Annotated in this window: 12 protein-coding genes; 7 read left to right on the top strand and 5 right to left on the bottom strand. The window is 40.2% G+C overall.

All coding sequences use genetic code 11. From position 1 onward, the window contains the following. Positions 1-27: 27 nt before the first annotated feature. Positions 28-1,308, top strand: coding sequence for a coiled-coil domain-containing protein (locus ACPWSO_RS14505; protein ID WP_426084315.1), 1,281 nt, complete (start codon positions 28-30; stop codon positions 1,306-1,308). A gap of 198 nt (positions 1,309-1,506) precedes the next feature. Beyond that, a complete protein-coding gene (locus ACPWSO_RS14500) occupies positions 1,507-2,841 on the top strand; it encodes a PcsB-like coiled-coil domain-containing protein (protein ID WP_426084295.1) in 1,335 nt (444 codons plus the stop codon). Positions 2,842-2,941: 100 nt separating this feature from the next. Here ACPWSO_RS14500 and ACPWSO_RS14495 read toward each other — a convergent pair whose 3' ends face one another. Continuing rightward, positions 2,942-4,747, bottom strand: coding sequence for a M3 family oligoendopeptidase (locus ACPWSO_RS14495; protein ID WP_426084294.1), 1,806 nt, complete (start codon positions 4,745-4,747; stop codon positions 2,942-2,944). Positions 4,748-4,929: 182 nt separating this feature from the next. Between ACPWSO_RS14495 and ACPWSO_RS14490 the strand changes: the two genes are divergently transcribed. Then, positions 4,930-5,436 (top strand): VanZ family protein, encoded by a 507-nt coding sequence (locus tag ACPWSO_RS14490; protein ID WP_426084293.1) that lies wholly within the window; start codon positions 4,930-4,932, stop codon positions 5,434-5,436. 377 nt (positions 5,437-5,813) lie between these two features. Here the strand turns inward: ACPWSO_RS14490 and ACPWSO_RS14485 are convergent, their stop codons facing one another. The 4 genes from ACPWSO_RS14485 to ACPWSO_RS14470 form a co-directional block, all read right to left on the bottom strand. Then, on the bottom strand, positions 5,814-6,902 hold the full coding sequence (locus tag ACPWSO_RS14485) for a DUF916 and DUF3324 domain-containing protein (protein ID WP_426084292.1): 1,089 nt from the start codon (positions 6,900-6,902) through the stop codon (positions 5,814-5,816). Positions 6,903-6,945: 43 nt separating this feature from the next. Beyond that, positions 6,946-7,509 carry a hypothetical protein gene (locus ACPWSO_RS14480; protein ID WP_426084291.1) on the bottom strand — a complete coding sequence of 188 codons (564 nt, stop codon included), beginning with the start codon at positions 7,507-7,509 and terminating at the stop codon, positions 6,946-6,948. Positions 7,510-7,529: 20 nt separating this feature from the next. Then, positions 7,530-8,108 (bottom strand): WxL domain-containing protein, encoded by a 579-nt coding sequence (locus tag ACPWSO_RS14475; RefSeq protein WP_426084290.1) that lies wholly within the window; start codon positions 8,106-8,108, stop codon positions 7,530-7,532. Between the two features lie 366 nt (positions 8,109-8,474). Then, a complete protein-coding gene (locus ACPWSO_RS14470) occupies positions 8,475-10,139 on the bottom strand; it encodes a hypothetical protein (protein WP_426084289.1) in 1,665 nt (554 codons plus the stop codon). Between the two features lie 361 nt (positions 10,140-10,500). On the opposite strand from ACPWSO_RS14470, the gene ACPWSO_RS14465 reads away from it, so the two are divergent. The 4 genes from ACPWSO_RS14465 (at position 10,501) to ACPWSO_RS14450 (ending at position 14,539) form a co-directional block, all read left to right on the top strand. Further along, a complete protein-coding gene (locus tag ACPWSO_RS14465; protein ID WP_426084288.1) occupies positions 10,501-11,229 on the top strand; it encodes a YebC/PmpR family DNA-binding transcriptional regulator in 729 nt (242 codons plus the stop codon). 335 nt (positions 11,230-11,564) lie between these two features. Next, positions 11,565-12,077 carry a sigma-70 family RNA polymerase sigma factor gene (locus tag ACPWSO_RS14460; protein ID WP_426084287.1) on the top strand — a complete coding sequence of 171 codons (513 nt, stop codon included), beginning with the start codon at positions 11,565-11,567 and terminating at the stop codon, positions 12,075-12,077. Next, the gene (locus ACPWSO_RS14455) at positions 12,074-13,177 is read left to right on the top strand and encodes a DUF4349 domain-containing protein (protein WP_426084286.1); all 1,104 of its coding nucleotides are present in this window, start codon (positions 12,074-12,076) and stop codon (positions 13,175-13,177) included. Before ACPWSO_RS14460 ends, ACPWSO_RS14455 begins: the two co-directional genes overlap by 4 nt. A 768-nt stretch (positions 13,178-13,945) precedes the next feature. Beyond that, positions 13,946-14,539, top strand: a complete 594-nt coding sequence (locus ACPWSO_RS14450; protein WP_426084285.1) for a hypothetical protein — start codon at positions 13,946-13,948, stop codon at positions 14,537-14,539. The last annotated feature ends 5 nt before the right edge of the window (positions 14,540-14,544 follow it).

The following is a 14,544-nucleotide window of genomic DNA, read 5'->3' as shown; positions in this document are numbered from 1 at the left end:
GTGAAGAAGAAGTTTTTATCAACATTAATGGTTTGTTCATTGGCACTGACTGCTGTCAGCCTGCCAGTAGCTGTGGAAGCAACAGACTACGATTCTCAAATCAAAGAGCAAGATCAAAAAATTAATGACTTAAAGACGAAGGAACAAGAGGCAGAAGCGGCATTGTCAGCAATAGAAGATGAAATGTTGGAAATTGCTGCTAAAGTGGATGAGCTGACTGAGACTAAAAGTACACTGACTGATGAAATTAAAGCATTGTACAATGAAATTTCTGACTTGAATGTCCGCATTCAAAAGAGAGACGTCCAAATGCAAAAGCAGGCTAGAGATGTACAGGTTAGTGGGAATGGAACTAGCTATCTGGAGGTTCTTTTGAATTCAGAGTCTATTTCAGATGCATTGACGCGCGTGCAAGGGTTAACAACCTTGGTTAATGCGAATAATGATCTTTTAGAACAGCAAACAATTGATAAAGAAACTGTTGAAGATAAAACAGTTGTTGTTGAAGATCAGATTGCGGCCCTGGAAAAAGCAACAAATGATTTAAACGCTAAACAGGCTTCTTTAGATACATTGAAGATTCAACAGGAGATTGCTAAGAACGAACTGGAAGCACAGCGTGCAACAGAAGAAAGCAAAAAATCCGAATTTATTGCGCAAAAGGAAGCAGCAGAGAAAAAACTAGCTGCTGAAAAAGAAGCGCAGCGGAAAAAACAGGAAGAAGCGGAACGGCTTGCTCAGGAAATATTAGCAAGTACACCGACGACAAACGTTGTCGAAGAAGATGGAACGACAACAGAAATCGATACACCTCCTGTTCAGGAAAATAATTCGAATAATAATGCTGGAAACAGCAATAATGACACATCAATTCCAGGAAGTGCAGGAGAAGTATCTAAAGCGAAGCAGGCAGCAATCAGTGCAGCGCTTAATGATGTCGGTAATAGTTATCCGACAGGCTGGGGTGCGCAAGGGGAATGTCTAGTTTCTGTACGTCGCTGGTTAAATGCCGGAGGGATTAATTTTGCTGTCGGCGATCCTCACAGCGGATATGTTGCTTCTGGTGCAACACAAGTATCATGGGGCCAGGTTCAGCCGGGAGATGTTGTTCAATATGAAAATATCTTTACTCCGTCAGGCTGGATAGGCGGCGTTCACACGGTCTTAGTTGTTGGTGTGGAAAACGGAGTTGTCCAAATTGTTGAAGCGAATAATCCTGGTGGGTCTGGATTTGTTTCCACAACAAAAGGCTGGGCACCAGCACCGCCGTCAAGCTTTAGAGCAGTGGTTTGGCGTTTTCCAGGGTAAATAATGTATTTTACAATAAAAATACTGTAGAATGATTACATGTCTGCAGTATTTTTTCTTTTGGATTTGAAATACTTTTGTAATGTCTCTATTATCTCTATGACATAGGGATATGTTAAACTGATGGAGTCATTAATTTAAAAAGAATTTATCTACTGTTAATTTATAAGTTTAAATAATTTGTCGGAGGAATGAATAGTGAAAAAACGTGTAATCCCAATGCTAATGCTAAGTTCATTAGTACTGTCAACCGTCGGAGCCGTACCAGTATTGGCAGACGATGTAGACACGCAAATCCAACAACAAGATGAAAAAATCGATGGAATAAAAAACCAACAGGCAACTGTACAAACACAGATTGCTTCATTACAAAATGAAATTGCAGGGATTGTAATGCAGTCTGATGCATTGCAAACTCAGCAGACAGAATTAAGAGATCAATCAACAGCTTTAGAAGATGAAATTGCAGTGTTGACAACACGTATTGAAAAACGCGAGCGTGCGATTCAAGATCAAGCTCGTGACGTTCAAGTAAACGGAAATGCAACAAGTTATATGGATGCAATTCTTTCTGCTGACTCATTTTCTGATGCGATTACTCGTGTTCAGGCGATGACAACAATTGTTCAGGCGAATACTGATTTAGTACAGCAGCAAAAAGCTGATCAAGAAGCTGTTGAAGCGAAAAAAGCTGAAAATGATCAAAAACTGCAACAGATTATTGATAATCAAGTCGAGTTAGAAGCTCAAAAAGGCGAAATTATCAAATCTCAATTAGATTTGGAAGTTCTACAAAGTGGGCTGGCAGCTGAAAGAGCTACTGCTGAAGACCAAAAAGCCTCATTTGCACAGCAAAAAGCAGAAGCAGAAGCGCAGCGTGCATTAATTGCTCAACAAGAACAGGCTTCCAAAGATGCAGCGGCACAAGCAGCAGTAGAAGCTGTAGTTACGTCTCCTGTGTCATCAGAAGAACAGACTAATCAAAGTAGTGAAACACCAAATTCTGATGTTCAAGAAACACCGGGAAGTTCGGAAGAGCCTAATCAAGGAAATACGACGCCAACACCGACACCAGAACCAGCACCGACTCCTACGCCGGAACCAACACCGACGCCAGAGCCGACGCCAACACCGGAACCAACACCGACACCAGAACCAACGCCACCTTCTTCCGGATATGGAAGTGCTATAGTTGCTGAAGCATCTAAGCATATTGGTAAAGGTTATACACAAGGTCCTGGCAGACAAGGTCCAAATACATTCGATTGTTCTGGATTAGCTTGGTATGTTTATAAAACTGTAACTGGTCGCGATATTGGCGGTTGGTCAGTTCCACAAGAGAGTGCTGGAGCGCGTATAGCTGTTTCTCAAGCGCAAGCTGGAGATTTGTATTTCTGGGGATCACCTGGAGGTAGCTACCACGTTGCGATTGCTACAGGTGGTGGCGGTTATATTCACGCAGCAAACCCATCGCAGGGAGTTTGTTATGGGGATGTAGGATCGTTTACACCAAGCTTTGCAGTACGTATGTAATTTATGTAAATAATCAAAAGAACTGGAATAGAAATTCCAGTTCTTTTTTTATACTGTAAAAGATATTAAATCACTATAAAAATCACAAGCATATTTATCTTTAAATATATTTTTCTGTTAAGCGTAAAAACTCTTTGATGTCATCAGTAACTAAATTAACACCAGCTTGCCAGAAATCTGGTTTTGTTAAATCAACTGCTAAATGTTTTTCAGCTAACTCTTCAGCTGTCATAGCAGCTGTATCTCTAAGTAAAGCAATATAGCTGTCTTCGAAACCTAGGCTTTGGTTTTTAGCAAAGGCGTAGATTCCCATACTGAAAAGATAGCCAAAAGTATATGGAAAATTATAAAAAGGTACATCATCAATGAAAAAGTGCAGCTTGCTGGCCCAAAAATGTGGGTGATAGGTGCCAAGAGCATCCTGATAGCTCTCGTTTTGTGCATTAGTCATTAATTCAGTAATACGTTCGGCTGTCAGTAAAGCTTGTTGTCTCTCTTTATAGAAATTCGTTTCGAAAATGAAGCGGGCGTGAATATTCATAAACATGGCATTGGCATTTTGTAGTTTTGCATCCAATAAATTAATCCGTTCCACTTCAGTCTCAGCAGCGTTTAAGGAGGCATCGGCAACAATTAATTCAGCGAAAGTACTGGCTGTTTCAGCAACGTTCATTGCATAATCACGGTTGAGAGCAGGTAAGTCCCAAAGAACACTACTGTGAAATGCATGTCCTAATTCATGGGCTAAAGTAGCCACTTCGTTAACAGAACCGCCAAAGGTCATAAATATTCGCGATTCTTTGGTCTCCGGTAATTCAGTACAGTAGCCCCCCGGTCTTTTTCCTGGGCGGTCTTCTGCTTCAATCCAGCTATTTTCAAAAGCCGAACGGGCGAACTGAGCCATTTTTGGACTAAAATGATTGAAGTTAGTCAGGATAAATGCAGCCGCCTCATCAAATGTATAGACTCTTTCTTTTAAATCTCCCAAGATAACTGGTGCATCTTGATCCTGCCAGTCCATCTTTTCTTTTCCGAACAATTGAGCTTTTCTGGTGAGATAATCGACAACTATTTGTTTATTATCAGTGACAACCTGCCACATAGTATCTAGTGTTTCTTTCTTCATTCGATTATAGCGCAAAGGTTCTTCTAAGAAATCATTCATGCCGTGAAGTGCATAAGTGTTTAGCCGAAAGCCGTCTAAGTGATTCAAGGTGTCAGCCAGCACAGAAGCATTTGCTGCCCAGGCCTTCTCCCAAGCATCGAATAGTTTTGCCCGAATGTTAGAATCAGGATCGCTAGTCATTCGATTAAATGCCTGACCAGCAGACAGTTCAGTTATGGAGCCGTCATTTTCTACTAGTGGAATGGTGATTGTAGAAACAATTGTGTCGTAATGAGTGCTCCAAGCATTTAGCCCATCCAATGAGAGTGTGTTGATAATATTTTCTTCATTTTCAGATAGCAGAGAACTGCCTTCTCTTCTAAACTCATTTAAGCGAAAAGCCAACTGATTCAGTGATTCCTGAGCAAGAAGCTCCTGCCAGTTGTTCTCATTGATTTCAGAAAATTTCTTCTTCAACAGTGTTTCCCCAAGCTGGATAGCAGGAAGTAAACTATTAAGAGAGCCTAGCAGAACTTTGGCTGTACTATCGTCTGTTTGAGATGACAGGAGAGCTTCAATAAAGCTGCTGCACTGCATAAATCCATCAGTGATTTTTTCCATGAGCTGGATAATAGAAGCAAGCTCTTGAGCGGCTTTCGGACTAGAAAAGTCCCATTCCTGAACAGCTTTTTGATAAATAGCTGAATCTTTTTTTATTTTTTCCATTCGTTCAATCAGTTGGCTGGAAGAGTTGCCTCCTGGGAAGATACTCTCTAAATCCCAAACTAGTGAATACGTCATAAATTAACCTGCTTTCTTTTTTCAGATACTCATTATTATAGCTTAAAACCTTTATTTTTTCAGTTGATGGATTAAGGGAATAGCTAGACGAGGAAACAACAACTATTAAGATTAATAAAAAATGTTAAAAAATATTGTCTGTTATCTTAAAAAAGGCTACTATAAGGAGATGAGGTGATGAAATGAAAGGTTTATTGAAAAATAGTAATCTATATTTAGTTGTAGCATTTATAATTATGGCTATTTTATTTTATAGCTCTTCTCAAACCTATGCGGAGCAATCACAGCTTGATTTTTTAGAACGATGGCTGGCAAGTCAGCCTTTCAAAGAACAATTAAGCGGGATTTCGTTTGCTTATGCAGGGGAAGAGGTTAGTATTCAAGCGAGAGGCTATTTCAGCTTTATTGAATTTTTTGTCCGTAAGGGGGCTCATTTGGGAACCTATTTTCTTTTGGGCGGCAGTTGGTTTTTAGGATTAAAACCGAGAATCAATCAGCTTGGCTTGACTGGAGTTGTCGCTTGGTTGGCGGCTACAGGATATGCTGGATTAGATGAAATCCATCAGATGATTACAGGGGGGCGTTCACCGCTGTTTCAAGATGTTGCATTGGATTCAGTAGGTGCCTTGCTGGCAATTCTGTTGAGCTGGATAATTCTTGCATTTAAGGGCGCCAAAAAGAAGGTATAGTAAATGAATAAAGATAACGGAAATCCTCGAGGAGAGTGACTGCCGTTATCCTGTTTAGATGTGGCCAACGAATGTAGTTAAAAAAGTTTGTATAAAAATGTTGAAGTGAATCAATGAATGATAAATTATTGGCTGGATTACAAATAGAATATCAGAATGCAAATCCAATGCTTTGGTAAAACAGCACAGAGAAACACACAAGGTCACTCTATTTCTATTTATTTAAGGGTGAGAGACTTATCTAATTTCTTTCCATAGTACGGCTCTTGTAAAACGGCCATTCAACCTTAGGATTATAGTGTGGAGATTGCCGCTGTTCCTTCTAAACAGGCTTGATTACTTTCGAGAAATGAGGTAGGTGCTGTCCTCTCCCTGGGTTATATCTTCGTTTCAGGTTGCTCCTCAACTGCTTTGGACATTTCTCCATCATTTGTCTCTGTAATCACCGGCTGCAGCTGTGTAAGTTTTTTTTGCCGCTGTAAGAACAGGAGAAATACAGCTCCAGCACTCAAAATTCCTAATAGAACAAATAGCCAGGACGGTCTATTCGAAGAAGGTGTTATGGGGACTAGTGCCTGATTCACTTTTTTAGCTTCCTTTTCACTGATTGTAAACGGCTTTTTAAAATTCCAGCGATTGCCCTTCGCATCAGAAATAGTTAAATAAAATAGATACTCGCCTGCTTCTAGCGGCTTCTTTTCCCAATCCACCACAAAGGTGTAAGTGGAATTCGGTGCAATCGACATCTCCTTATCATAGACTTTTTCTCTGACCGTTTTGTTCTGATGATTTTTAATCAGCAACTCATATTTTAAGTGACCAATCCCTTCCATGACCGGATTCTGAATGTCAGCTACAACTCCTGTTGAGCCAAATGCTTTTTCTGCCCGTACATCCTTCAACTCAAGTCGGCGCTCGATAGGCGTGTCGGTTTCTGTTAACCTCAAGCCTATAATATAGCCGTAGCGGTTCACGATTTTCCCTTCCGTTTCCTTTGTCTTTTTCAGTACCTGGATACCGCCAAGGATTTCACCGTCAAAGGCTGCAGCTGGCATATTCAGCTGAATGGGAAAGTTGATACTTGTTTGTGGGGGAACAGTGATTTCCGAGTCGTGTACAGCAATATCCTTCAGCGGATATTGCTGAGAATCATCTATTGCCACATCCTTCTGTTCATAATCAATAAAGCCATTTTTATTAGTATATGCTTGATTTACGTTGATTTCATAAGTTTGTTCCTGATTAGAGGTATTGGAAATACGAAGAAGAATTTCCTGTTTTTGTCCTGGCTGCATTCTTAAATCATAATAAGAAACCTCTTTATTTAGCTGATTTTCCGGTAAGTCTGCTTGTACGCTGAATCCAATTTCTTCCCCAAACACGAGCTGGTCATCCAAACAAAGCAACAGTATAGACACGAATCCTATAGTCAATAATCTGAATGATAGACTAATTGCTTTTTTCACGCTGTAATCCCCTTTCTTGATAGCTCATAGGAATCAATCCCAATTAGTTGAGATGAATCGTATCCACCAAGGTATAGGTGATTGAGCCGGTTAAGACATCGCCAATCCCAAATTTGTAATCCCCTATTGCTGTTGTTTCAAGCGCTACACTAGCAACTTCCAGCTTATATTCCCCCTGGTTATTAAAATTTGTTGCTGTTTTCTCCATAATCAGATTCCCATTACCGGTTCCTGAGCTTAATATGATTGGATTTCCTGTTGTAGGTGTAATCGTTAAGCTAGTTACCTCCGCACTCTCTATGGATGCCACAGATAATGGTGAAACGGTTGCTGTCAATTTCCAGCTCTTAGACTTCCCTGTGTAGTCCTCTACCAGATAGTTCTTTTCATTGGCACTAACTATTCCCGTCAAGGTGTAGATACTTTCTCCTGGGGAAAAGGTGCCTGAAAAGGAGTAAGAAGCTGGTACATTCTGAATCCCCTGGTTCGTTCCTTCTAACACGGTGACGTGGGTCTCTGTCCTGCCGTTTGTAGCAAAAGCCGGCACCGAGGTCACAAAGAGTCCCGTCATACATATACTAATCAATTTCCACTTGATACTTCTCATCCTAATCTCCTCCATAACCATTAATTGCTTTTTGGTAAATCTCTTAAAGTAATTATCTGCTGTGCGGTATAACTTCCTGCCCTTATTCCTTTTGGCAACTGCAGAGAAATATCGTCTTTATTTACTGTATAAATGTACGTAATCGGCCCACTTTCATTCGTTTTTATATGGTTAAGTAGACACTGCTCTGTCTGGTTCGTCACCTCCATATCAATGGGGTAAGCTTGATACTCATCAGAAGTGACCGTTCTATCTGCACTTGTCAATTGTCCTTGACCAATATGTGTACGTGCCTGTTCAAGCGATAATCGGCTGTTCTTTTCTTGGTAAGCATCCAAACGATAATAGAGAGCCCAAGCTGAATTTCCTCCTGTTCGACTATCCTTGATGGTAATTGACAAATCTGTTTTTGATGTAAGCGTTCGCTCTTCACTTGTCCACTTCTGGTGACTGAAGGTTGGGCTTTGAACATCAACCAGACTCAACTGGCTTTTCGTCAGATAAATCTCCACAGCTGTGCTCTTTTCTGCAAATGCAGTTATTGGTGCCAGTATAACTACACAAACAAGACTGAAAATAAAAAATACTACTTTACACATGTTTGTTCCCCCCTCCTTGTCGTCTCACTATAAAATATAGGCTGAAGATAACCAGCAATCCCCCCACAAAAGATCCTAAATAACTAATAGACTCGTTAGCTTTCAAGAAGCTGCCTGACGACTTTTTTGCGTTGTTATTGCTGGACGAAGGATTAGAAGGTTGTGTCCCTTTGGAACTGCTCTGGGAAGAACTCTCTCCAGTAGAAGTAGTTTCTGTGAATCCTTCTATCAATTCAATCTGTATTTGTTCTTCATGGACATCGTGTGCTGTTCCCAAAGCAAATGACACAGGCCATATAAAGAGCATTACAAGTAATGCAGTGATTAGCGTCTTACCTAGTTGCATTTTCATACTACTCACCCTTTCTATGTCCCAGAGCTGACATCAACCAATGTCCAAGTTACAGTGATTGGTTCTTCATAGATTTCGCCAATATTTGGTGCATCATTTATCTTTAAAAGAATTCCTTCATCTATCTGCCAATTTTTTTGAAAAGCAAAAGGTCGTTCAGGGTTAGGTATCGTCAAATCTGATCCGGATGTGTAGACGATGCTTCCAGTATTATCCAAGTTTATTGGCGTTTCGCCTGTATCTTGCCAAACCAGTGAAAAGGGATAATCTTCTGAACCATTTTTTATGGTAGAAACAGACAGCTTCCATGGGTTGCTAGCTCGATCACTATCTGAGCGACTATCTTTGACGTTGACTGTCAAATCCTCTGTCCTTGCCAATGGTATACTCATATCTTGCCCCGCTGTTACCGTCCAGTTGATTTTGTCTGTGACACTCATCCATGAAACTGAGCCGATCACCGTCAAATCCAGCAATAGTTTATTTGAAATAATCGTTTTTCTGCCTTCGCCATCTTCCTTGTATGCCTTTATCGTCAAGAAATTGTTTCCGTAAGGCTTCTTTTTAAGGTAAGCATTCAGTGAAATAATGATTGTACCGGAATTGACATTGTCGTTTGCACGAGTCTCAATATATTCATACCCATTACCGTCCTCCATGATAAAGCCATCGGGTAAATAATCCGACATCTTGTCTGGATCACTCCAATAGAAGGCCACTGACAGCGTTGTACTGACATCATGAGCATCAATTTCCTTCATTTCTTCCAATGAATCTTTGTTCCAAGATAATTGTGTCGGTTGGTTATCCTTTAAATGAAGCCAATAATAGGAAGAATCTGAGTATTGCTGTCTTCCAAGTGTTTCCAAGTCTACAGATAAATCAGTTTGAAAGTTCATCAAATCAAACCCTGTAAAATTACTTTTCAATTGCAGCTCAAAAGTAAAAAGGATGTCGCTTTTGATTGGATCTTGACCAGTTGAACGATATACGTTTATTTCTGCACCATAACCTTTAGGTATCCAAGAAACATAATCTACTAAATCTCTATCTGAAGAGCCCGGATAGCTTCTTCTTAGTAATAAATTTGAACTATCCCTTTGTTGATAATTTCCACGATTATTAAATGAAAAAGTCATCGTATAGCTCTTCACCTCTACATCTGCAGGACGGGTAAAAATAGAAGTGAACTTCAACGTATCTCCGGCTTTGGCATATACTAATGATGGATTAAAATCAGGATCCTCCAGAGTGATATCTTGACTTATCCCACCTTGGATGACCGCGACGCTGTTTGCTAATCCTGCTGTTTGCCTCAAAAGGTATGGTGTCTTTGCTTCAGCATTTTCTTGAATGGTTATCTTTTCCTGTTCTGCGCCTGACTCCGAAGTTGTCTCTGGTATTTCTTCTACAGGTTTTGTTGTTGGCTCTGTTTCCTCTACATGACCACTCTCAGGTGTTTTTTCGCTGTTGTCTTCTATAAAAGATGATTCTATGGTTGAGCTTTCAGTGGCTTCTGTGCCTTCAGGTTCTACAGGCTGCTCTGTTGGCTGTTCATTCAAAGCTTCTGCAAAAACAATAGAACAAGAGAGACAAACAGATAATAATAACAGCAAAACGGTAAAGCCAGTGGATAATTTCTGGATGTATCCCTTTTTCTTCTTCCTTTTTTTTTCCAATACATTCCCCTCCTAACTCACGACAATGCAACAGACAAATTTCATCTAAAGTGTAGCAGATAGATTTTGGTAAAATTACTTAAAAAACAATAGAAAGTTTTTGATTTTTGATTAAGAATATCTATTTATAAGTAAATGAGAGGTGAAAAAGAATGACTATCAATAAAAAAAGAATATTTCCTCTTAATTGTATAAGTTACGCTGAAACTCTTATCCAGATAAACTAGCAGTTTTTTTTACTGAACGTTTCTCATCATGCTGCTTCTTAGATAAGGGCTAGAATCAGCTCACTTAGAGAACGGTTGCATACTTTCTAAAGAATAGTACAATAGAAGAAAGAACATACTTGGGAGGGGCACAGATGGCAGGACATAGTAAGTGGAAAAACATTCAGGGCAGGAAAAATGCGCAGGATGCAAAACGAGGGAAAATATTTCAAAAGCTTTCTCGTGAAATATACATGGCGGCCAAAGCAGGAGGCGGAGATCCGGCAACTAATCCAGCGTTGAGGCTGGTTATGGACAAGGCAAAAGCGGCGAATATGCCGAACGATAATATTGACCGGGCAATAAAAAAAGCGGATAGCTCTGGTTCAGGCGAGCATTATGATGAAGTGACCTATGAAGGCTATGGTCCTGGCGGCTCGGCTGTTTTAGTCTATGCATTAACAGATAATCGAAATCGTACCGGAACGAATGTCCGAACAGCATTTAACAGAAATGGCGGTTCATTAGGAGAAACTGGTTCGGTTAGCTATATGTTTGAACGTAAGGGGTATCTGGCAATCGAGCGGACGGCTGCTATTGCTATCGATGAGGATACAATGCTAGAGCTTGTGCTAGAAGCGGGCGGTGAAGATTTAGAAGCTTCGGATGAAGTATTTGAAATTTATACGGAGCCTGGAGACTTTGCAGCTGTTCGTGATGATTTGGAAGGAAAAGGCTATACTTTTGCTCAGGCAGAGCTGACGATGGTTCCTCAAACAGTTGTGGAGCTGACAGAGGCGCAGGCCGAAACACTTCAAAAGCTGATTGAAAGACTGGAAGATGACGACGATGTGTCAGAGGTATTTACTTCTGCTGATTTGTAGTTGTAGATAGAGAAACGTGATGGGGCTTTAAAAATAAAGGAAGTTCCTTATTAATCAATTATTCCTAATAGTTAGAGCGTGGGCAGCAAGTTGTTTGATTGCTGCCTCGCTCTTTTTTCCTTATTTTGATGATTTATTCGTTAGAAATATTTGTTTGACTTAATCGGGAACAAGAGAGAAGCAGGCTTCGGAAATCGGATGTGCTGCACCTATGTTTTTATGAAGGCTAGTATTCCTTGGCTGATTTCGGTATGATCGTAAAATAAAGACAAAAGATAAAAAAGTTCCAACCTTTTTTTAAACGCAATCGTCTAACAGGTAAAGAAGGTGAAAAAATGGAAAAAGAATTGGTTGAAAAAGCTGTAGCCGGTGATTCCAAAGCCTTGGAACAGCTGTTGAAGGGACATTACCAGCAGCTTTATAAAACAGCTTTTCTATATGTGAAAAACGAAGCGGATGCATTAGATATTGTACAGGATTCCGTAATTAAAATTATTAGAAAAATAAGTACGCTCCAGTTTCCGGAGTATTTTACAACGTGGGCTGTTCGAATAGTTATTTTCACATCGTTGGATTATTTGAAGTGTGCAAAAGGCTACCTGCAGGGGATTGAGGAAGAGCAGCTGCTGCCCGAACAAAGGCTTTCAAAAGAGGAGCATCTGGATATCCATGCAGGAATAAAAAAGCTTCCTCAGCATCTACAGGAAGTGACGATTCTTCACTATTTTTATGGGAAAAAAATTAGAGAAATCAGTGTTGTTCTGGATGAACCGGCTGGAACAATCAAATATAAGCTGCATGAGGCCCGCAGTATATTAAGAATGTATCTTGAGGAGGGAGAAAAATGAAACTGAATCAAGAATGGAATCAGCAATGGGAGGATATTCGAATCCCGGAAGAAAAAATAATGCAGATTATTGATACAGCAATAGAAGAGCAGTCGCGAATGGAAAAACGTTCAGTATGGAAAAAGCTGAAACAAAAAGCAGCAGTAAAGCTTAGAAAACCTTCGAAAAGACAGTTGGTTGGGATTTCCGGTCTTTGTACCGCTGTACTTGCCGGAATAATCATCTGGCAACAGACTCAATCTGGGCAAACCAACTATACATCTACTGAAAGTGTCAAGCAGGATTATGCTGGCGAAGGTATGCTGAAAATGTATGAAGAACCTGAAACAGCGCCTGAAGCAGAGAGTAAAACAGCGGAGCCGTCTGGAAATGAAGCGGCAGTAGGGAGTAAATCAACAGTCGCAGAAGCGGAAAAAACGGCCAGCTTTTATACGTATACAAAACAGACCGTTGATTTTTCTAGAGATACAGCGAAGCTTGAACAATTAGTTGAAGAAAGCGGCGGCTATATTGAAAATTCAGAGAGAAGCAAGTGGATGGATGACCTGCGGCAGGCCAACTATGTATTACGTATTCCTGCGAAAGGTAGTCAGGACACCTTGAAGCAGTTGAAGGCTATTGGAGAGACCACTGACGAAAGCATCAGAACAGAAAATTATGGTGTGGCATATTCGGATAATGAAAGCCGAATCAAGGCCTTAGAAGCAGAGGAATCCGCCTTACTGGAACTATTATCTAAAAGTGAAAAGCTGGACGATATGCTGAAGATTCAGGATCGGCTGTCAGAAATCCGTTCGGAGCGGGAAATGCTGGTTCGTTCGAATAAGAGTATTGATAATCAGGTCGACTATGTAACAGTTGAAGTCTTTTTAAAGGAAAAAAATAAAGTAGAGAAGAAACAGGAAAGTCCCTCTGTAACTGACCGGATTCAAGGGAATTGGGAGGAACAGCTGCAGTATTGGAAAAATAAGGGAGAAGAGGTGCTGGTATTTATTGGCAGCAATGGTCTCTATATCCTGCTCGCTGCTATTGGCGGACTACTTCTTTGGCGTAAATATAGAAAATATAAAAAATCAGACAACAATAAAAGTCAATTGTGAGGCAGGAGGCTTAGCGGAGCTACTTTGTCTGCTCGAAGGTTGAATGATTACTAAAAAGAAAGAATAAGAGAGTTTGGGACATAAGTAAATGCCCGAACTCTTCTTTCTATAAAATCCGAATAAACGGCGTTCCAGTCTTTGTATGCTTCGAGGATCGCAACAGAGTGAGAACTGTAGACAAGCTTGTAGGAACCTAATGCTTTGTCTCGAGAATCGCTAGACTCGTAGAGACAGCAAGCTCACTACACTTCGTTCCGATAGCATCAACTTCTAAGTGCTAAAAGCACTAAGAGTTGAAGTTCTCGGAAATAAGCCGAACGATCTCAAAAATATGAAAAGCTCCAGGTAGGTATCAATCAACAGCTACTCGGTTCCCTCGTAGTGTTTCTTGACAATTTCCGGATAATCCGTCTTATTGCTGTGAAACACAGCGAGGGATGAGCTGATGTTGAACAGTACCTACTTATTTCTCGGAGCTAAACACTTTTGTCTCGACCTCATTTTAACTATTGAAAATAAATAGACGATGTACACTTTCGAGAGCTGCACTAAGGATGTTAAAATGGTAGAGAGAAAACCCTTTTTTGAATATCAGCTGAATGATTCAGGTGATTTATGGAGTATCTTTTCCGTAAGCTGCTTTGCGTTTCTCTGAAGCCTGTCATTTTGTTTAGTTTTCGGATTTTTCAAAGAAAAAATGAACTGTTTACAACTTGGTAATAACTTTTCGCTATTCTTAAAGTATCAAAGATAAAGGAGCGAAAGAAGATGAAAAAAATGAGTCTTGGAAAAAAATTGATTGCTGTAACAGCGGCAAGCGCCATATTGTTTGTCGGAGGTGTTTGGATTACACAGGTGATGGCAGAGCAGAAAGTCGATATTCCTATGGAAGAAACGATGGAAGAAGCTGTGGCCAGAACACAGGAAATGTTTGCGCAGATTGATAATATGTCTCTGAATGAATACTACACGGAGTACATGGAATGTTCTCCAGAGCTGGTTGAAGCGTTTAATAAAAAATATGCAGTTGATGTAGATACTATGAAGGTCAAGGAACTGAATGATGAGCAATATGAATACATGAATGCTCTTTACTATATCTATAAACATGGCGAGCAGCCAATTCTATCAAAAAATGAAGTAGATGCAGATAAAAAATATGAGTTTGCTTATGCACTGGAAACATTTACAGCCGATGTGGCAGCTGTTTCTAATGAGATTGATACAGAGCAGCCGATTGTGGCAATTTGTGAAAAATATGGAAAGGATCCAGATGGCAAGATAAATGATTTGACTCCGGAAATGATTATTGAAATCGATCAGGCAATCTTCCAGATATCAGATCATCTTGACGGGGAATAACAGAA

It is taken from the genome of Enterococcus sp. LJL51, from assembly GCF_049894025.1.
Classification (GTDB): Bacteria; Bacillota; Bacilli; order Lactobacillales; family Enterococcaceae; genus Enterococcus_L.
Note: the sequence above shows the minus strand (reverse complement) of the source record. Positions and strands in the feature narration are given on the sequence as shown.

Excerpts from the sequence above, each read along its gene's own strand:
- ACPWSO_RS14505 (WP_426084315.1), top strand. The coding sequence starts at position 28 with ATGGTTTGTTCATTGGCACTGACTGCTGTCAGCCTGCCAGTAGCTGTG.
- ACPWSO_RS14495 (WP_426084294.1), bottom strand. The coding sequence starts at position 4,747 with ATGACGTATTCACTAGTTTGGGATTTAGAGAGTATCTTCCCAGGAGGC.
- ACPWSO_RS14490 (WP_426084293.1), top strand. The coding sequence starts at position 4,930 with ATGAAAGGTTTATTGAAAAATAGTAATCTATATTTAGTTGTAGCATTT.
- ACPWSO_RS14480 (WP_426084291.1), bottom strand. The coding sequence starts at position 7,509 with ATGAGAAGTATCAAGTGGAAATTGATTAGTATATGTATGACGGGACTC.
- ACPWSO_RS14475 (WP_426084290.1), bottom strand. The coding sequence starts at position 8,108 with ATGTGTAAAGTAGTATTTTTTATTTTCAGTCTTGTTTGTGTAGTTATA.
- ACPWSO_RS14465 (WP_426084288.1), top strand. The coding sequence starts at position 10,501 with ATGGCAGGACATAGTAAGTGGAAAAACATTCAGGGCAGGAAAAATGCG.
- ACPWSO_RS14460 (WP_426084287.1), top strand. The coding sequence starts at position 11,565 with ATGGAAAAAGAATTGGTTGAAAAAGCTGTAGCCGGTGATTCCAAAGCC.
- ACPWSO_RS14455 (WP_426084286.1), top strand. The coding sequence starts at position 12,074 with ATGAAACTGAATCAAGAATGGAATCAGCAATGGGAGGATATTCGAATC.
- ACPWSO_RS14450 (WP_426084285.1), top strand. The coding sequence starts at position 13,946 with ATGAAAAAAATGAGTCTTGGAAAAAAATTGATTGCTGTAACAGCGGCA.